General features: G+C 64.5%; 15 protein-coding genes and 1 pseudogene. 5 read left to right on the plus strand and 11 right to left on the minus strand.

Translation table 11 applies throughout. From position 1 onward, the window contains the following. Positions 1-12 precede the first annotated feature (12 nt). Positions 13-835, plus strand: a pseudogene (locus tag L1892_RS14905) (mycofactocin-coupled SDR family oxidoreductase). Between the two features lie 70 nt (positions 836-905). On the opposite strand, the gene L1892_RS14910 reads toward L1892_RS14905, so the two are convergent. From L1892_RS14910 to L1892_RS14935, 6 genes are all read right to left on the minus strand, one after another. Continuing rightward, the gene (locus L1892_RS14910; RefSeq protein ID WP_235724389.1) at positions 906-1,538 is read right to left on the minus strand and encodes a TetR/AcrR family transcriptional regulator; all 633 of its coding nucleotides are present in this window, start codon (positions 1,536-1,538) and stop codon (positions 906-908) included. 144 nt (positions 1,539-1,682) lie between these two features. Beyond that, entirely contained in the window at positions 1,683-3,203 is a 1,521-nt protein-coding gene (locus L1892_RS14915) for a class I adenylate-forming enzyme family protein (protein ID WP_235724390.1), read from the minus strand. A 134-nt stretch (positions 3,204-3,337) separates the two neighbouring features. Beyond that, positions 3,338-4,519 carry an aromatic ring-hydroxylating oxygenase subunit alpha gene (locus tag L1892_RS14920; protein WP_235724391.1) on the minus strand — a complete coding sequence of 394 codons (1,182 nt, stop codon included), beginning with the start codon at positions 4,517-4,519 and terminating at the stop codon, positions 3,338-3,340. A 155-nt stretch (positions 4,520-4,674) separates the two neighbouring features. Continuing rightward, positions 4,675-5,904 carry a cytochrome P450 gene (locus tag L1892_RS14925; RefSeq protein WP_235724392.1) on the minus strand — a complete coding sequence of 410 codons (1,230 nt, stop codon included), beginning with the start codon at positions 5,902-5,904 and terminating at the stop codon, positions 4,675-4,677. Continuing rightward, positions 5,901-6,137, minus strand: coding sequence for a ferredoxin (locus tag L1892_RS14930; protein ID WP_124709988.1), 237 nt, complete (start codon positions 6,135-6,137; stop codon positions 5,901-5,903). Before L1892_RS14930 ends, L1892_RS14925 begins: the two co-directional genes overlap by 4 nt. 5 nt (positions 6,138-6,142) lie before the next feature. Beyond that, complete coding sequence (locus L1892_RS14935) at positions 6,143-7,012, minus strand: SDR family NAD(P)-dependent oxidoreductase (protein ID WP_124709987.1); 870 nt, start codon at positions 7,010-7,012, stop codon at positions 6,143-6,145. A 373-nt stretch (positions 7,013-7,385) separates the two neighbouring features. Here L1892_RS14935 and L1892_RS14940 point away from each other — a divergent pair, with 373 nt between their 5' ends. Beyond that, entirely contained in the window at positions 7,386-8,033 is a 648-nt protein-coding gene (locus L1892_RS14940; protein WP_235724393.1) for a TetR family transcriptional regulator, read from the plus strand. Positions 8,034-8,058: 25 nt separating this feature from the next. On the opposite strand, the gene L1892_RS14945 is transcribed toward L1892_RS14940, so the two are convergent. After that, complete coding sequence (locus L1892_RS14945) at positions 8,059-9,555, minus strand: aldehyde dehydrogenase (protein WP_235724394.1); 1,497 nt, start codon at positions 9,553-9,555, stop codon at positions 8,059-8,061. Positions 9,556-9,709: 154 nt separating this feature from the next. Next, positions 9,710-11,101, minus strand: coding sequence for an aldehyde dehydrogenase family protein (locus L1892_RS14950; protein ID WP_235724395.1), 1,392 nt, complete (start codon positions 11,099-11,101; stop codon positions 9,710-9,712). 168 nt (positions 11,102-11,269) lie between these two features. Between L1892_RS14950 and L1892_RS14955 the strand changes: the two genes are divergently transcribed. Next, positions 11,270-12,082 carry an enoyl-CoA hydratase/isomerase family protein gene (locus L1892_RS14955; RefSeq protein ID WP_235724396.1) on the plus strand — a complete coding sequence of 271 codons (813 nt, stop codon included), beginning with the start codon at positions 11,270-11,272 and terminating at the stop codon, positions 12,080-12,082. Between the two features lie 3 nt (positions 12,083-12,085). Here the strand turns inward: L1892_RS14955 and L1892_RS14960 are convergent, their stop codons facing one another. From L1892_RS14960 to L1892_RS14970, 3 genes are read right to left on the minus strand one after another with little or no spacing between them, the layout of a single operon-like run. Continuing rightward, positions 12,086-13,381 (minus strand): TetR/AcrR family transcriptional regulator, encoded by a 1,296-nt coding sequence (locus L1892_RS14960; RefSeq protein WP_235724397.1) that lies wholly within the window; start codon positions 13,379-13,381, stop codon positions 12,086-12,088. Positions 13,382-13,388: 7 nt separating this feature from the next. Beyond that, complete coding sequence (locus L1892_RS14965; RefSeq protein ID WP_235724398.1) at positions 13,389-14,249, minus strand: alpha/beta fold hydrolase; 861 nt, start codon at positions 14,247-14,249, stop codon at positions 13,389-13,391. 10 nt (positions 14,250-14,259) lie between these two features. Continuing rightward, on the minus strand, positions 14,260-14,964 hold the full coding sequence (locus L1892_RS14970) for a nitroreductase (protein ID WP_235724399.1): 705 nt from the start codon (positions 14,962-14,964) through the stop codon (positions 14,260-14,262). Positions 14,965-15,126: 162 nt separating this feature from the next. Between L1892_RS14970 and L1892_RS14975 the strand changes: the two genes are divergently transcribed. Then, a complete protein-coding gene (locus tag L1892_RS14975) occupies positions 15,127-16,443 on the plus strand; it encodes an oxygenase MpaB family protein (RefSeq protein ID WP_235724400.1) in 1,317 nt (438 codons plus the stop codon). Beyond that, positions 16,440-17,435: a CaiB/BaiF CoA transferase family protein gene (locus L1892_RS14980; RefSeq protein WP_235724401.1), complete on the plus strand. Its 996-nt coding sequence runs from the start codon at positions 16,440-16,442 to the stop codon at positions 17,433-17,435. Before L1892_RS14975 ends, L1892_RS14980 begins: the two co-directional genes overlap by 4 nt. Positions 17,436-17,516: the final 81 nt, after the last annotated feature.

Genomic DNA, 17,516 nt, shown 5'->3' on the forward strand with positions numbered 1-17,516 from the left:
AAAGGAACCGACATGCAGAGACTCGACGGCAAGGTCGTCTTCATCACGGGCGTGGCCCGCGGACAGGGACGGTCGCACGCCATCCGGATGGCAGAGGAGTGCGTCCATCATCGGGCTCGACAACTGCGATCAGATCCCGACCGTGTTCTACCCGATGGCCACCCGAGAAGATCTCGCCGAAACTGAACGACTCGTGAAGGCAGCCGGCGGCCAGATCGTCACGTCGGTCGGCGATGTACGCAACCGCGACGACATCCGACGCACCCTCGATCTGGGCACCGAACAGTTCGGCCGCCTCGACGTCGTCATCGCCAACGCCGGGATCATGCCGGTGATCGGCCCGGGCGAGCAGTCGCAGGCATGGCACGATGCCGTCGATGTGATGCTCACCGGGGTCTGGAACGTCCTCGACATCGCCGCACCGCGGCTCGTCACGCAGGGCGAAGGCGGCTCGATCATCATCACCAGTTCGGCTGCCGGCCTGACGAGTATAGGGCTCAACACCTTTGCGGGACAGGCGGGATACTCAGCATCCAAACACGGAGTCGTCGGCCTGATGCGACTGTTCTCCAAGCAGTTGGCAACAGAATCGATCCGCGTCAACACCATCCACCCGACCGGGGTCAACACCCCCATGGTGGCCAATGCCGAGTACGGCGAGTTCGTGAACTCCCATCCGGAGGTCGCGAACGACGAGGCATACAAGAACCCGATGCCGGTCGAACTGATCGAGGCGGTCGACGTGAGCAACGCGATGGTGTTCCTGGCCTCGGACGAGGCCCGCTACATCACCGGCGTCACCTTGCCCGTCGACGCGGGCTACAACAACCGCTGACAACTGACCGACGACGTCGCCTTTCTGTACCGAAGGGCGACGTCGTTCTCATGGTCGAATCGGAAACAGGTCAGGCGCGCTCTGCGGCCGGCACGGCCGACGGAAGAAAGGCTGGCAGGACGAAGTCCCGCAGCATCTCACGATGGACCGGATCGTCCGGGCGATCGAAGTCGAGCCGACCGACGAGGATGAACTGCACGAGTGCGATCCACTCCGCCATCTTCTGCTTGTCCAGATCCGGGCGCACCTCACCACGCTCGACGGCCCGGTCGATGACCGGCTCCCACATCTCGGCGGTGAGTCGCGCCGCGAGACCCGAACTGCCGACGAGCGGTTCGGCCATCTGCATGTGCTCGGGACTGACCAGGATGCGGACGAGCGGGTCCTTGCGACCGCGGTCGACGAGGAAGATCAACCCCTCGACGAGTTGATCCGCGAACGTCTCCTGATCCAGCAGGAACTTTCGCGCCTTGACGAAGAGCATGCGGGAACGACGTTCGATGAGTGCGGAGATCAGTGTGTCGCGATCACCGAAATATCGGTACACCGTGGGACGCGAGACTCCCGCCTCCCGGCCGATGTCGTCCATCGTGGTCTTGGCGACCCCGTAACGCTGGAACACGCGCTCGGCCGCGACCATGATCTGTTTACGGGCCTCGTCGACATCCTCGCTGAGGACATTGCCTGTCTTACGCCGCGCCACCGTTTACCTCCTGCGTTTCATCGAAAAATGATACAAGAAACGCATTGCGTCCATTGTAGCGGCCAGCAGGGTCGGCGCACCCGACCGTACGAGGCATCACCGGGGTCGGTGATGCCTCGTGGTCGAGCTGTGGTCAGCAGACGGTCAGCGCACCTTGCTGAATCGGGCGTCGACGTCCTTGTATTCATCGCGGATCATCGTCTTGGCGATCTTGCCGGAGGGCAGACGCGGGAGCGGATCCTGGCGGATCACCACATATCGTGGGACCTTGAAGTCGGCGAGGACTTTCTCACAGTGGGCGACGATCGTGTCGGCGTCGAGGTCCTTCGAGACGGTGACGATGGCGGCGGGGGTCTCGCCGAATCGGTCGTCGTGCGCAGCGATCACCGACACCTCGGCGACGCCGTCGATCGCGCCGATGGCGATCTCCAGCTCGACCGGGGAGATGTTGATGCCGCCCGAGATGATCAAGTCCTTGAGACGATCGACGAACTTCACCCTCCCCTCGGGGTCGCTGACGCCGAGATCCCCGCTGTGCAACCAACCGTCGCGTATTGCCTGTGATGTCGATTGCGGATCGTTCCAGTAACCGGGTGTCACGCCCGGCCCGCGGACGACGAGCTCGCCCTCCTCGCCCGGCGCCGCAGGCTCTCCGTTCTCGGTGAACACCTTCACCTCGGTGAAGATCGAGCCCGTGCCGCATCGGTCCGGGAACTCCAGCGCTTCGTCACGGATCGTCGCGGTCGCCACTCCACCCGCTTCGGTCATGCCGTAGATCTGGCGGAGTAGAACGCCCTTGTCGGCCCATCGTTTGAGGAGTTGTCCTGGTACAGCAGCGCCGCCGACGATTGCCGTCTTGAGCGAACTGAGGTCGGCCTCGGCGAATTCCGGTGCGCGCGAGATCGCCTCGAAGATGAGCGGCACCCCGAAGATCGCCTTGACCGCATGCTTCTCCAGCAACGTCACTGCGTTGGACGGATTGAGTTCGGGTTCGACGATCAGCGTTCCCCCGAGAACAGTGGTGATCAGGAGCCCGTAGACGAGGCCCGGAGTGAACGCCAACGGGAGTACGAGCAGCGTCGTCGTCCCCGGCCGGAACCCCTCCTCGGTGAGGGTGTTCTCCAGCACGATCGACAGCAGCGTGCGGTTGGTGAGGATCACGCCCTTCGACAGCCCCGTCGATCCACTCGTGAACAGGACCGTGGTCGGTTCATCTGGCTCACGATCGACGCGGAAGTCGTCTGCCCCACCTGATCGGAGTCCGTCGAGCTCCGCGTAGGAGATGACCGCGAACTCCTCTCCGATGGCAGCGGTGTCCTCGGCGAGCTGTTCGAATCCCGGAGCCGCGATCACCACCGAGATCCCCGCGTCGTCGGCGATCTTCCGCAGCTCGGCCGGCTTGTACCGGCTGTTCAACGGCACGAGAACGGCACCGGACTTGAGCACACCGAGCGACGCGACCGGCCACTCGAGCGAATTGGGACCCAGCACGCCGACCCGATCCCCCTCGGCGACACCGCGTTCCTCGACGAGGAGTCGGGCCACCCGGCTACTCCAGTCCCTCAGATCCCGGTAGGTGAGCGAGGATTCGGAGAACACCACCGCGTCGGTGTCCCCCTTGGTGCGGGCCCACCAGTCCAGGGCGGCTCCGATCGTTGCGGTCATCGTTCTTCCTTCATCTGGTGTCTGGCGTGACAGTTGGTGTAGTCAGGTGTGGTGGGGCCGCCACCTAACGCAATTAGGATAATTCGGACAGCGTCGACGAGTGGGCGGTTTCGCCGAACCCGTCGGTATCACGTTCAGCCCACCTGGGCGCGTCCGTTCGCGACGAGTTTCTTGATCTCTCTGCGGAACACCTGGTTGGCGATCTCGTTGCGGCCGAGCAACATGTCGCCGGCGTCCGCACTACCCATGCCGCGCTGGGAGTCCCGCAGAAGAGGGAAGTCCTCGTTGTGCAGCACCGCGAGGAGGATCTCCCAGTTCTTGTTCCAGAGCCGCTCCCACCGCTCCTGCGCCATCCCGCTGTCCTCGACCGTCGGAACGATCAGCCGTTGCTCCATCCGGGACTTCGTCGGGTCGGTGGGATGTGGCCGGAACGTCAACAGCTGGAAGTGATCCGGCTGCCGGAGGAGGGTGCTGTTGGGCAGTAGGAAGTGCGTTTCGGTGACGTACTTGTCGAGGTTCTCGTCACCGGGGTCCTCCTCGAGGAACCGATCGATCGACTTGCGCGGTGCGATGAACCGGCAGTGCCGACCGAAGTCCTCGAACGCCATCACGTTCGTGTGGATGATCTTGCCGGCGGTGTTGGGATGCGCGTACTGGATGTGATAGCCGTCCAGGAAGGCGTCCTGCATGATCTTCCAGTTGGTGGGCTCGTCGAAGCCGCCAGCCCGGAAACACACCGACTTGTCGAGTTCGTACTCGGCGAGGATTCCGTCGATCTCCGGTCCGAGCCACGCGGCGACATCGATGTCCTCCTTGGCGTTGTCGACGACCCAGATGAAGCCGTGTCGCTCCTCGGTCGGGATCTCGATCAGCCCGTGGTCGCCGCGGTCAACGTCACCGAATGTGGAGTCGCGGGTGATGGTTCGCAGCGACCCGTCCGGGTCGTAGGACCAGCGGTGGTAGCCGCACGAGAAGATGCGGCAACGGCCCTTCTCGCTCTCCTCCAGCAGTGCACCCCGGTGGCGGCAAAGGTTCACGAACGACTTGACCCCGCCGTCCTTCTGACGGACCACGATGATGTTGTTGCGCGGCATCGTCACGGTGATGAAGTCGTTGGCTTTCGCCAGCTCCGACGAGTGGGCGACGATCGACGGGACCCGACCGAAGACGTGATCGCGTTCGTCCTTGGCCAGTACCGGGTCGGTGAACTCGCCCGGCTCGAAGGGAATGATCTCGTCGAACTTGTCCGTCGTCTCGTGTCGTAGGAGTTCGAGCGCTCGACGGATCCGATCCTGACGCGGGAGCGAGGTGGTCATGGGTCCTCCGAAAGGCTGTCGTTGGCCGGGTCTGTGAGTACCGGACCCGATCAGGTCCAGCACTGCCATTAATCTACAGCTATAAGGTTTAAGAGGCAACGACGGCCAGCCGATGACGATGAGAGGGAAGGCTGGCCGTCGTCACTTCCCCCTGGTCAGGACTCCGGAGTGAATCGGATGGGCATCTTCACGCAGCCCCGGACCTGACTCGCATGAAACACAGGCGGGTCGGATTCGACGAGGTCGTAATCGGGAATCCGGCGGTGGATCTCCTCCAGGGCGATGGTCAGCTCGATCCGCGCCAGGTGCGAGCCCAGGCATCGGTGCGCGCCGCCGCCGAAAGCGAGGTGGCGATTCGGGCGGCGGGTGACGTCGAGCTCGTCCGGCTCGTCGAACTCGCCGTCGTCACGATTGGCCGAACACAGCAGCAGGATCAGCTGTTCGCCTTCCTTGACGGACATGCCACCCAACTCGACGTCACGCGTGGCGCGACGCCCCGGGACCACCGCGGCCTCGATCCGGAGGATCTCCTCGACCGCGCTCGGGATCATCGCCGGGTCGTCGATGATCTGCTGCCGCTGTTCTGGGTTGTTGACCAGGTGCACGATCGCCCACGCCAACGAACCCTGCACGGTGTGCAGGCCGGCGATGAGGAGCAGGAAGAACATGCGGTTCAGCTCTTCGTCGGTCAGCAGACGCAGCCCGTCGGCGAGCTCGACCTCGGTGTGGATCAGTTGCGATGTCACGTCGTCGCCGGGGTTGGCCCGCCGTTCGTCGACCATCTTCTGGAAGTAGCCGAGCATCTGCATACCGGCGATGGCGCGGGCCTCCAGCGACTCTTCCTCGGTGCCGCCGGGTTTGCCGAACAGCACCACATCGGTGGCGTCGGTGAACAGCGGCGCGTCCTCGATGGGCCAATCCATGAGGGCGAGGAAGATCCGGGCGGGCAGCTCGTGGGCGAACGCCGAGATGTACTCGGCCTCACCCTTGCTCGCGAAGTCGTCGAGCAGGTCGTTGACCACCGTGCGGATGCTCTCGGACAGCTTCTTCATGCGCGCGGGCCCGAACAGCGGTTGCAGCGCCTTGCGATACCCGGTGTGCTCCGGGGGATCGAGTTCGATCGGGATGAACTTCCCGAACGCCTCGTTCGTCACCAGGTTGTTGGGGTAACTGGAGAAGGTCTCGGCATCCCGGAGCACCTCATGGATCTCCTGGTAGCGGGTGACGATCCAGTGACCGCCATACGCGGTCGAGTAGACCACCGGCCCTTTGGACGCGAGTTCGGCTGCCATCTCCTGGAAGCGGTCCACCGGTGCGGCGATGTTCTGGTCGTAGACGTCGAAGTCGACGGTGACGTCCTCACGGGAACGTTCGGCTGTTGTCATGACTGATCCTCCGGGGCTGTGGTGATGGGCTGGAGCGCCAGGGCACGCTCGGGGCAGAGGGACACGGCCTCATTGGCCGGTCCGACCTCGTCTGATCCGAGCGCATGATCGGGCACGATCGGGTCGCCCTGGTCGTCGCAGTCGATCAGGTCCGGTGCGGCGCCGTAACACAATCCGTGCCCGGCGCACGCGACCCGATCCACGGTCAGAATGCTCTCCTGCGTGGATGACATGGCGTTCAGGCGTTGGGATTCTTTTGGTCGAGATCCTCCGCGAACCACATACCGACGCGCGAGAGGGTTCCGCCATCCGTCGAGCCGATGGTGGCGCCGGTGATGTATGCGGAGTCGTCCGAGGCCAGGAAGAGCGCGACCTTGGCATTGTCGACCAGTGACGGCGGACGGTTGAGCTTGAGCGGGATCGGCGAGACGAACGGATCCCACGGGCCGGAGACCTCTTCGTAGGACTGGCCGACGACGGGCGAACCGGCGGGCATCAGGAAGTTCGGCGACATACCGTGAGTCGGCGCCAGCGCGTTGACGCGGATACCGTATGGGCCGAGGTCCAGGCTCAGGCCGCGAACGAAACCGTTGACGCCCGCCTTGGTCGCGCTGTAGAGCGCGATGTCGTGGTACGCGACGAGCGACGCCGCCGATGACGTCGCGAGGATCGTGCCGCCACCATTGGCCTTCAGTGCCGGCACAGCGGCCTGCGCGGTGTAGATCACGCCGCTGAGATTGATCCCCAACACGTGCTGCCAGTCGTCCTCGGTCAGGTCCTCGAAGAGGACCGACTCTCCACCCGCAACAGTGGGAACACCTCCGCGAGAGACGATTCCCGCGTTGGCCCAAGCGATGTCGAGCTTGCCGAAGTGCTTGACCGTCTCGTCCACAGCGGAGACGATCTGCGACTTCTGCGCCACGTCGGCCGTGATGGCGATGGCCTCACCACCCTGCTGCTCGACGAGCTTCGCGGTCTGTTCTGCCCGGTCACCGTCGATGTCCACGACGGCGATCCGCGCGCCCTCGGACGAGAAGAGTTGGGACGATTGACGTCCCAGGCCCGAACCGGCACCGGTGATCAGGGCTACCTTGCCTTCAAGCTTCATGTGATCGGATTCCTTGCTCTCGAATTGCCCGGGCACTCGCCGATCTGGGCCGCCGACGATTGCGCCTTGAGTGGGCTCCACTGGGATGCTCGACCGGCACATTCGGAAAATGTGACGTCGACCACCTTGCAGCCACCGTAAGACTTCTTACATGAAACGTCAAGCGATATTTGTCAGCACCTCGGTAACCCAACAACCGGATGTCGGGCAACAGATCTCGAGCCCTGGAGCGCGACATCGCGGACACAGACCACACGCAGGCTGAGCCGACGATGCGTCCACGGGCAACCGGCCGGACGCGGAGATAGACCACCGCGACGCGAAAAACTACTCTTGCTAGGTACATCACACGAGGGCACAGGAAGGTGGACCGATGGCGCGACCATCCAAGCCGCTGATCAGTCGCGATGCGGCGGTCGAGGCATCGATCGAGATCATCGACTCCGACGGCCTCGAGGCATTCAGCCTGCCCCGGCTGGCCAAGCACATGGGAGTACGCGCGCCCTCGCTATATCACCACTTCTCGGACAAGAACGAGATACTCACCGAGGTTGCCCGCTACATCGCCGGGACGTCGGTGGCCCGCCCCCGCCGTCGGCCGGGAGCCGACTGGCCCGAGTACTTCGTCGCATTGGCACTCAATTTCCGGCAGTCGATCCTGCGGCACCGCAACGCTGCTCCGATTCTGCTGCAGCATCTTCCGCGCGAGCTGTTCGTCGGTACCTACGAGGAGACCGCACAGTTCCTACTGGACTCCGGGGTCCCTGCTGAGTTGCATGTGCGCATCCTCGACGGGATGGAAACTTTGTCGATCGGCACCGTGCTCATGGAGGCCATGCGCCCGCCGAGCACGAAGTCAACAATCTTCCCGAACGTTGACAAAACCTCACAGCCCCTTCTCACCGAGGCCCTCGCCAGCAACCCGCTGACCCAGAAGCAACTGTTCGAGGAAATGGTGCGCAGCTTCCTCCATGGGGTCATCCGGGATCACGAGCTGGACAGCGAGGCCGTGGCCGGCTGAGCGCCTCGGCCACGGCCTCGCCGGGTCACTGGGTCGGCTGTGGCGCCGGGAAGTGAACCGTCTTGGTCTCGAAGAATTCCTCGAGTCCTTCGGGCCCGCCTTCACGTCCGACGCCGGACTGCTTGTATCCGCCGAATGGCAGCGTGAAGTCGATCGTGGACGTGTTCACGTTGACCGTTCCGGTCCGAATACGTTGCGCGAGTGCGAAACCACGCTCTGAATCGGCGGTGAACACCGCGCCCGAGAGTCCATAGATCGAGTCATTGGCGATCGCCACCGCATCGTCCTCGTCCTCGTAGGTGATGATCGAGATGACCGGACCGAACACTTCTTCCTGCGCGATCGTCATGTCGTTGCGCACGTTGTCGACGATGGTCGGCTCGACGAAGAAGCCCTGATCGACGCCACGCCCACCACCGTGCACGATTTCCGCCCCCTCCGCGCGGGCAGTCTCGATGTAGCTCTCGACGCGATCGCGCTGACGTGCCGAGGTCAACGGGCCGAGGAAGTTGGTCTGTTCCCAGGGGTTACCCATGGGGATCATCCCCAGTGCCGCCTTGTACGCGGCCACCACCTCGTCGTGACGGTTGCGCGACACCAGGACTCGCGTGAGCGCGATGCACGCCTGCCCTGACTGCATGCACCCGCCCATCGGGAGTGCCTGCATCACGGTGTTCAGGTCGGCGTCGTCGAGGATGATCGCCGCGGACTTGCCTCCGAGTTCGAGCGAGACCTTCGCAACCCGCTCGCTGGCCAGGTTCATGATCCGGCGTCCGGTGGCGGTGCTGCCGGTGAAGGTGATGTGGTCGACCTTCGGATTGGTGACGAGCGATTCGGAGACCTCGCGGTCGGCGACCAGAACGCTCAGGACACCTTCGGGAATGACCCCTTCGGCGACGAGTTCCCCAACGACGTCGGCGAAGATCGACGGGGACAGCGGAGCTTCCGGCGACGTCTTCAGAACGACCGAGCATCCGGCCGCGAGCGCCGGGATCACCTTGAACGCGATCGTTCCAATCGGGCCGTTCCACGGGATGATGACTCCCACGACGCCACCGGGCTCCTTGAGGATTCGAGACACCCCACCGTCGGCGCGGGTCCGCTCCTCACTGATCGTCGCGGTTCGCGCCTCCTGGGCCACCGCGCGGAAGAGGCCGGTCGTCATCTGCTGGGTCATCGCACTGACCGGGAGCGGGACACCGACCTCGACGACACCGAGCGTGGTCAGTTCCTCCACGTGGGCATCGAGGCGGTCAGCGATGGTGTCGATGATGTCGGCGCGCTCGGCGATGGACTTGTTCGCCCACACGCCGGCGTCGAACGATGCGCGGGCCGCGTCCACCGCACGGGTCATGTCGTCGGTAGTGGCGGCGCGGACACGCGCGGCAGTCTTCTCCGACCAGGAATCCACGACCTCGATCCAGTCCGAGCCCGTGGAGTCGACCCACCGCCCCCCGATGAATACCTGATCCCTGTCGCCGATCGCGGCGATCGGGTCCGCGGCCTGTTCCGTCGTCGTCATGGCAGTCGCACTCCTCGAGCTCGTGGTGAGAGGGCCGTCAACGGCCCTGTGAACGGGGTCACAAACCGTAGAGTAGTAACCGAAAGGCTTTAGGTCAACAGATGACAGAATCTGTCCTTTGTTTCACGCTCGATCGCGGTCCGGCGACGGTGCGTCAACCCATGAGGCGACGCATCATCGCCTGCATCGGCCGGCTGTAGGGCGGATACATCGCGGCCAGATCGGGCCGCGACGCCTTACGCAGGATCGCCTTCCGATGACTGAAGGTGTCGAAGCCGTTCTTGCCGTGATAGTTGCCCATCCCCGAGCCGCCGACACCGCCGAACGGGAGTTCGGGTACCAGCAGGTGATAGAGAAGGTGGTTCACGGTGACCGATCCGGAGGAGGTCCGCGCCACCACCGCCTGCTCCACGTCACGCGACTCGGTGAACAGATACAACGCCAACGGCTTGGGACGTGCGTTCACGAAGTCGATCGCGTCGTCGAGGTCTCGGACGGAGACGAGCGGGAGAACCGGACCGAAGATCTCCTCGCACATCAGCTCCGAGTCGAGGCTCGGGTCGGTGATCAGCGCCGGCGTGACCGTCCGCTTGTCCGTGTCGACCGCGCCGCCGAACTGCTCACCACCGTGACCGGCGAGCACCCGTTGAAGACGCTCAACGTGCCGATCGTTCACGATCCTGGTCGTGTCATGGGAGCCGTGATGCGGCAGTTCCGCAAGGAGTCGTTCGACCAGTGCCGGTCGCACCGATTCCTCCACCAGGACGTAGTCGGGCGCGGTACAGGTCTGGCCCGCGTTGACCGACTTGGCCCAGGCGATCCGCCGTGCGGCGACGTCGAGATCGGCATCCGCGGCCACGATCACCGGACTCTTGCCGCCCAGTTCCAGGGTCACCGGAGTCAGATTGCGCGCACTGGCCTCCATCACCGCGCGACCGACGTTCGTGGAACCGGTGAAGAAGGTGTGATCGAAGGGCTGGCCGGCGAGCGATGCGCTGACCGTCGCATCGCCGATCACGACGCGCACCGCTTCTGCGTCGACGAACCGTGGGAGCTGCTGGGCCAACAGCTGCGCGGTGTTCTCCGCGATCTCCGACGGCTTCACCACGGCCGCGTTACCCGCGGCGAGGCAACTCACCAGCGGATGGAGGGTGAGCAGGATCGGAAAGTTCCAGGCGCCGAGGATCAGCGCGACACCCTTCGGCTCGGCCACCACCCACGCCTTGCCCGGTGAGGTCGCTGCACTCATCCGGACTCTCTCCGGCTTCATCCATCTGCCAACCTTCGCCAGCGTGTGCTTGATCTCGTGCCGAACGGGCGCCACATCGGCCATGAACGTGGCCATCGCGCCCCGTCCGAGATCCGCGTCGATCGCGGCGACGATCTCCTTCTCGCACTCGTCGATAAAGCGCAGGAGTCCTTCGAGTTGCGCGATGCGCCAGGACAGCGCCCTGGTACGTCCGCTCCCGAAGGCCGCACGCGCGACGGCCAGATCATCACTCCAGTCGAGGGATCGTGCGGCGGGTGAGATGTCGGTGACGCTCATTCATGAACTCCGTGACTTCTTGTGCCGCAACCACACCGAGGCGGCGCGACGGTTGACGGGATCACCCGAGCATACATAGTGTTCAGACGTGATGTCAATCACTCCGAGATGGATACCCCGTGCGGCAGACATCTTGTATGAATACCGCGTCTGCCCTATGGTCGACGAATGATCGACTGGACGGTGATGGATCAGACCGACGTTCTCGAGAGTGCAGGACACGAGGGGGTCCTGCGCCTCACCCTGTCACGGCCCCAGTCGCTCAACGCTTTTGATGATCGACTCCAGTCGGATCTGCTCGCCGCGATCCGTCGGGCCGCGTCCGATCCCGACGTCCGGAGCGTCATCGTGACCGGACGCGGCAGAGCGTTCTCGTCCGGTGCAGACATCGCGTTGGAGGGGGTCACCGAGGAGACGCGGCTCGCCCCACGCACCGAGAGAGAACTCCGACAGTTCTACAACCCGACCATCCGCGCTCTGAGGGAGATGCCGAAACCCGTTGTCGCAGCGGTGAACGGGCCCGCCGTCGGCCTCGGCTGTTCGATTGCGCTGGCCTGTGATCACGTGATCGCCGCACGGTCGTCCTCGTTCTCGCTCGCGTTCTCCCGGGTCGGACTGACACTCGACGCCGGCGCGTCGCTGCTCGTGGGTGCCCGCATCGGTCTCACGCGTGCCACACAGATGGCACTGTTCGCGGAGACGGTGGATGCCGAGACGGCTCTGTTGTGGGGCATGGTCGACACCGTCGTCGACGACGATCTGCTCACCGATCACGTCGAACGCATCGCGACGCAACTCTCGAATGGTCCGACGGCGGCCTACGCCGCGACGAAGGCCAGTCTCAATACGGCCCTGCTGCCCCACCTGGACGCAGCATTCGAGGCCGAGATCGTCGGGCAGACAGCGCTTGTCGACGGTCCCGATTTCCGCCGCGCCGTCAAGCGGTTCCAGCGGCCGGCTTCGAAGTCATCGTCCGTGTGACGATCAGCGTGTTCCGTAGATCGCGGCGTACAGGAACTGACCGACCATGGCCGTCACTGCGTCGAGATCGTCGAGATGCGCTTCGCCTGCGAGTGATCCGGCAATTGTGCGCTCGATCGTCCACAGCACGGTGGCAGTGAACTCACCTGCCGGTGGGCCGGGCGGGGCGATACCCCGCCCGCGGTCTGCCACGATGATGGATTCCAGCGTGCTCTCCATCGCCGTCATCGCCGCCAGATACTCGACCCGCAACTCGGGCAGTCGGGGCCATTCGTGCACGGCGTTCTTGATGATCGCGCCGGCGTGGCCGTCGAGGTTCAACCAATTGCCGACCTGTGCGAGCAGAGCGGACGGGTCCTTGCGGTCGACGTCGGCTACCCCCGACAGTCCCGCGACGATGTCCGCTGCCGCCTCTCGGAACAGGACGATGAAGGCATCTTCCTTGCTCCGGAAGTAGAAGTAGAATGACGCACGAGATATCCCCGCCTTCTTCAGGATCGAGGCCACGGACAGTTCCGCCAGGGTGCTCGACATGAGCAGTTCGCGCATGGCCTGCAGGATGCCCTGCGCGGTCTCCGTGTCCGCCGCCGGTTCCGGGACCGGAATCACTCGGCCGCTGCGTGGTTCAGCCGTGACGGGGACCCGCTTCTTCGCCGTGCGGCGTACCGTCCGCCCCCCATAGATGGCCGCCTCGTTGATCGCACTCAACGAGGACGTGACACTCGCGATCGCGGGGAGCCGATCATCGAGTCCGCGTGAACTGACGTAGAACGCGCGCTCGGCTCCGCCGACCAACATCGCGCCGAGCATCTCGGCGGCGGGCCCGTCGGGTGCCCGGCCTTCGGCTCGTTCGAACGTGACCTGCTCGGCGACTGCCGACACGAATCGTTCGAACATGCGCTGCCACGCCGCGGCCACGGACGGTTGGCTGTGCATGTGTTCGATCACCGCGCAGATGACCGCGCCGTGTTCGGACCACATCTCGAGCGTCTGCTCCAGACTCGATCCCATCCGCCGGGCGCGGTCTCGACCCGGATCGGTGTACCACGGCGCGTCGGTCCCGTAGGACTCGTCGAACACCCGGCCGAGCAGTGCAACGAGCACGTCGTACTTGTTGGCGAAATAGTGGTAGAAGTTCGCGCGGGAGAGCCCCGCCGTCTCGAGGATCTGTGCGACAGTGAGGTCCTGGAGGGACGTGTCGGCGAGGAGCCTCTCGGTCGCGTCGAACACCGCCAGCTCCGCGGTCGAACTCCCGTCGTGGTCACGGGGTCGTCGGCGAACGAAAGAGCCCTGGGTCATGCGACGATCATACTTGATGTCCGGACATGGCGTCTGCGCCATTCACCTCGGGATTCGTCGTCGGAAGTCCGGTAAGCGCTCCGGTCAGCGCCTCATCGAACTCGTCTGCTCGCTCGAGCATCGGGTAGTGACCGCAGTCGAGTTCGATGAGCACGCTCCCGAGCCGGGCCTGAAGCCATCGCGCACCTCGCAGCGACAACGCCGGGTCGGCAGTCCCGACGATCTGCGTCACGGGCACCTCGAGCCCATCCAGGAGATCGGTTTGTTCCGTGCACATCAGCGTTCGCATCGCGGCACCGCCGGCCCAGCTCGGCGTCTGCAGCGACACCCGATGCAGCCAGTCCAGAACGTGCGGATCAGGTGTGTCCTTGAACGGGTCACCGACAGCGCTTCGGCGCAACGACACCCGATGGGCGTGCTCACCCGCAAGGATCGATGACAGGGGCGCCTCGGCCGGTACCCCGAACGGGAAAGAGTCGAAGCGGGACGCGGCGACACCGTTTGACGCGACCAGGACGAGAGCACGCACCAGGTCAGGGCGTCGACGGGCCAACCGCAAGCCGACCATCCCACCGAGCGACCAGCCGACGATCGCAGCAGGCCCGAGGCCGCGCTGTTCGAGGACGGTCTCCGCATCGGCGGTGAGCGTGCCGATGCCGTATCCATCGAGTGGGGCGTCGGAAAGTCCGTGCCCCCGCATGTCCATCGCGACAACACGGTGACCTCGTTCGGCCAGTACCCGTATCTGCCGGTCCCACACCTCCCCACTGAGACTCCACCCGTGGATCAGCAGCACGCCCGGGCCGTCACCGATCTCGCGGACGTGGATTCGGACGCCGTCGGCGGTCACGACATCGCGTGCACTCATCGACTTCTCCTCAGCTCTCGACGAAGGTGGTCATGTCAGTCAACTCCTGACGGTTCGTGCGATATCCGTTGACCGGATGATCGAGATCGGCATAGCCGAACGAGATTCCCAGCAGCACATGACGTTCGGCCGGAATGTCGAGATGCGTTCGGATCGTCGGGGCCTGCGTCGCCAGCGCTGCCTGGGGAATGGTGGCGACGCCACGGCTGTGCGCAGCGAGGAGAAAACTCTCGACGAACAGACCGCAGTCCACCGCCCCATACGGCCCCAACGCCGCCTCGGTGGTGAGGATGGCGACGTGTGGTGCGTCGAACAGGTCGAAGTTCCGCAATGTCTGACGCGCCGACGCCGCACGATCATCGCGAGCGATACCCAAACTCTCGTATAACTGCCAACCACTTTCGCGCCGTCGGTCGCGGAAGACGCCATCGTAGGCGCGCGGGAACTCGACGTCCGGCGTCGACGTCGGACCCGCCGCGACCTGCTCCTGCATCGCGACACGCAGTCGGTCGGTGGCCGCGCCTTCGGTGATGTGCAGATGCCACGGTTGCGTGTTGCACCACGACGGCGTTCGGCGCGCCAGATCGAGGATGACCTCGATCTCGGAACGCGGCACCGGCGAGGGCAGAAAGGCCCGGCAACTCCATCGGGTGGCGAGCAGATCGCGCAGGACATCGGTGGATCGGTCATCGATTCGATCGCGCACTGATTGCATGAGTCTCCCTCGTGATGAGCGGAATGTCCGCGCCCGGCGAGCAGACGGACCTGGACGCGTAGCCAGACATTGAGTGTAGACACAGTGTTCACTTCGGTCTACCCTCGCTGTAACGGCAGTCACAACCGGCCGTGCCCACCGCAATCGGCGAGGGAGAGAGCGATGACAGCAGCACAGACGGGCGAGCGAACTTTTCGCGGCGACCTCGACATCCCGGAAGGTCTACCCCGGGGAATCGATCTGGGTCGAATCGTCAACAAGGACAGGGCGATCGCGATGTACGGTCGTGGTTTCGTCGAGAAGATGACCGACCACGCGATGCTCGCGGACGACTACGCGTACCAGGCGATGCTCGATTTCAAGGACAAGAGCAACAGGACGAGCTGGCGAACATTCGACCGTGCCCTGGAGAGCGGGATCGACTCGATCGACGATCCGACACCGGGTATGGTCGCGCTCTTCGAACAACTCGACCACGTTCCCGACTGGGTCGACTTCGATCAGCTCTACCGTGGCGCGGTGGCCTTCTGGCGTGCCGGCCCCATCGTGCCCCCGGTCTTGGCATGGGCGACGATCGCCGGCGGCTTCTCGATGTACAGCGCAACCCGGCCCGTGCTGTTCAGCGGCCGACTCAAGAGCGCCGACCACGTCGGCACCCGACTCGTCGAGAGCTTCCGCTACGTCGTCGCTGCCTACACCCCGGGCGGGATGGGTCGATTCGAGGAAGGATTCCGACTCACCGCCAAGGTCCGGATGATCCATGCCGCGGTGCGGCACAGTCTGAGTCGCTCGGACGCGTGGGATTGGGCCGACTGGGGCATCCCGATCAACAATCTCGACAGCATGGAGACACAGGCCGGGCAGTTCGGCGTGAAGTTCGTCGACGCCGTGCAGAGCTCGGGAATCCGTTACAGCGACCGCGAACTCGAGGACATCTTCGCTCTCAGCCGGTACGTGGGATATGTGATCGGTGTCCCGGAAGAGATCCTGCACACCGGCTATGAGGACGCACGGCTGAAGTCGGACTTCCACACCATGATCGAGCAGCCGCCGGACGACTTCTGCCGCGACGTGGTCCACTCGGTGATCAAGTTCAGCGTCGAGCACCCACCGGGCGACGTCGAGGTCCTCCCCGGCCCGGTCGCGAAGTTCATGACCACCGAACGACGCCTGAAGCTCGTCTACGGACTGCTCGACACCTGGATCGACGACGACGTGATGAAGGCTCTGGGCGCCGAACGCACCGGCTGGAGACACATCTTGCCGACAGTGCGACCGCTGGTCACCGCGGCCGACCGGCTCGGTCGACTGCTCCCACACGACGACGAAAAGACGGCCTTCGCGATGTTGCGTCAGTTCAATGACGCCATCAAGCTTCCCGACCACGCGGACAAGGCCACCGCGGTCGCGAATCCCGATGAGGTTCATGCCGACATCGCCGCCAACAAGGGGGCGATGCCCGTGGTGTCGCATTCATGACCGACGCCGAGCGGCCGCCCCTCGAGGGCGTTCGGGTGATCGAGCTGGCAGGGATCGGGCCCGGTCCGTTCGCAGCGATGATGTTGGCCGACATGGGCGCCGAAGTGATCACAGTCGACCGCCCGGGTGGAAACCCCTGGGCGGTCGGCGGTCACGGCATCCTGTTCCGCAGCCGCAAACACATCGCCGTCGACCTCAAGACGGACGCAGGGGTGGATATCGTTCGTCGACTGTGCGCCGGGGCCGACGGTCTCATCGAGACGTTTCGGCCCGGTGTCGCCGAACGGCTCGGCATCGGTCCGGATGAGTGCCTGACCGTGAACCCGAACCTGGTGTACGGGCGCATGACCGGGTGGGGGCAGACCGGCCCCCTGGCATCGATGCCGGGGCATGACATCAACTACATCGCCCTCACCGGCGCACTCCACGCCATCGGTCGCAAGGATGAACCGCCAGTGCCGCCATTGAATCTCGTGGGCGACTTCGGCGGTGGCGGAACGTTTCTCGCATTCGGCATGGTGTCCGGGATACTCGGAGCCCGAGCGGGTGGTGGCGGCCGCGTCGTCGACGCCGCGATGATCGACGGAGCTTCCGCGCTGATGGCGATGTTCCATTCCTACCGCGCCGAGGGCGGGCTCGTCGAGGAGCGGGGTTCCAATCTCCTCGACACCGGCGCATTCTTCTACGACGTCTACCAGACGAGGGATGGTCACTGGGTCAGCATCGGAGCCATCGAGAATCAGTTCTGGACGGAGATGTGCGATGTGCTCGGACTGCCCGCCCACATGCGTCACGATCACCTCGACCCGGAGCGGTGGGATGAGTACCGGACGGTCTTCGCAGACCGCGTCGCCTCGTTCGATCGCGCGGAACTGGATCGCGCATTCGAAGGACGAAACACCTGTTATGCACCCGTCCTGACGATGTCCGAAGCCGTGTCGCACCCACACCATGAACCGCCCCGGGTCTGTCGGAGGCTCTCGAACCTGTGAAGGATGGAGAGCATGGCAGCACCACGCAAGTACAGTGAGGAACTCAAGGACCGGGCCACCCGGATGGCATGTGAAGCGCGA

It is taken from the genome of Gordonia tangerina (genome assembly GCF_021556435.1).
GTDB classification, from domain to species: Bacteria; Actinomycetota; Actinomycetes; order Mycobacteriales; family Mycobacteriaceae; genus Gordonia; species Gordonia tangerina.

What these genes read in the sequence shown, in the direction of transcription:
- L1892_RS14955 (WP_235724396.1), top strand. Translation starts at nt 11,270, where the DNA reads ATGATCGACTGGACGGTGATGGATCAGACCGACGTTCTCGAGAGTGCA.
- L1892_RS14940 (WP_235724393.1), top strand. Translation starts at nt 7,386, where the DNA reads ATGGCGCGACCATCCAAGCCGCTGATCAGTCGCGATGCGGCGGTCGAG.
- L1892_RS14920 (WP_235724391.1), bottom strand. Translation starts at nt 4,519, where the DNA reads ATGACCACCTCGCTCCCGCGTCAGGATCGGATCCGTCGAGCGCTCGAA.
- L1892_RS14925 (WP_235724392.1), bottom strand. Translation starts at nt 5,904, where the DNA reads ATGACAACAGCCGAACGTTCCCGTGAGGACGTCACCGTCGACTTCGAC.
- L1892_RS14980 (WP_235724401.1), top strand. Translation starts at nt 16,440, where the DNA reads ATGACCGACGCCGAGCGGCCGCCCCTCGAGGGCGTTCGGGTGATCGAG.
- L1892_RS14945 (WP_235724394.1), bottom strand. Translation starts at nt 9,555, where the DNA reads ATGACGACGACGGAACAGGCCGCGGACCCGATCGCCGCGATCGGCGAC.
- L1892_RS14960 (WP_235724397.1), bottom strand. Translation starts at nt 13,381, where the DNA reads ATGACCCAGGGCTCTTTCGTTCGCCGACGACCCCGTGACCACGACGGG.
- L1892_RS14930 (WP_124709988.1), bottom strand. Translation starts at nt 6,137, where the DNA reads ATGTCATCCACGCAGGAGAGCATTCTGACCGTGGATCGGGTCGCGTGC.
- L1892_RS14975 (WP_235724400.1), top strand. Translation starts at nt 15,127, where the DNA reads ATGACAGCAGCACAGACGGGCGAGCGAACTTTTCGCGGCGACCTCGAC.
- L1892_RS14915 (WP_235724390.1), bottom strand. Translation starts at nt 3,203, where the DNA reads ATGACCGCAACGATCGGAGCCGCCCTGGACTGGTGGGCCCGCACCAAG.
- L1892_RS14935 (WP_124709987.1), bottom strand. Translation starts at nt 7,012, where the DNA reads ATGAAGCTTGAAGGCAAGGTAGCCCTGATCACCGGTGCCGGTTCGGGC.
- L1892_RS14970 (WP_235724399.1), bottom strand. Translation starts at nt 14,964, where the DNA reads ATGCAATCAGTGCGCGATCGAATCGATGACCGATCCACCGATGTCCTG.
- L1892_RS14950 (WP_235724395.1), bottom strand. Translation starts at nt 11,101, where the DNA reads ATGAGCGTCACCGACATCTCACCCGCCGCACGATCCCTCGACTGGAGT.
- L1892_RS14965 (WP_235724398.1), bottom strand. Translation starts at nt 14,249, where the DNA reads ATGAGTGCACGCGATGTCGTGACCGCCGACGGCGTCCGAATCCACGTC.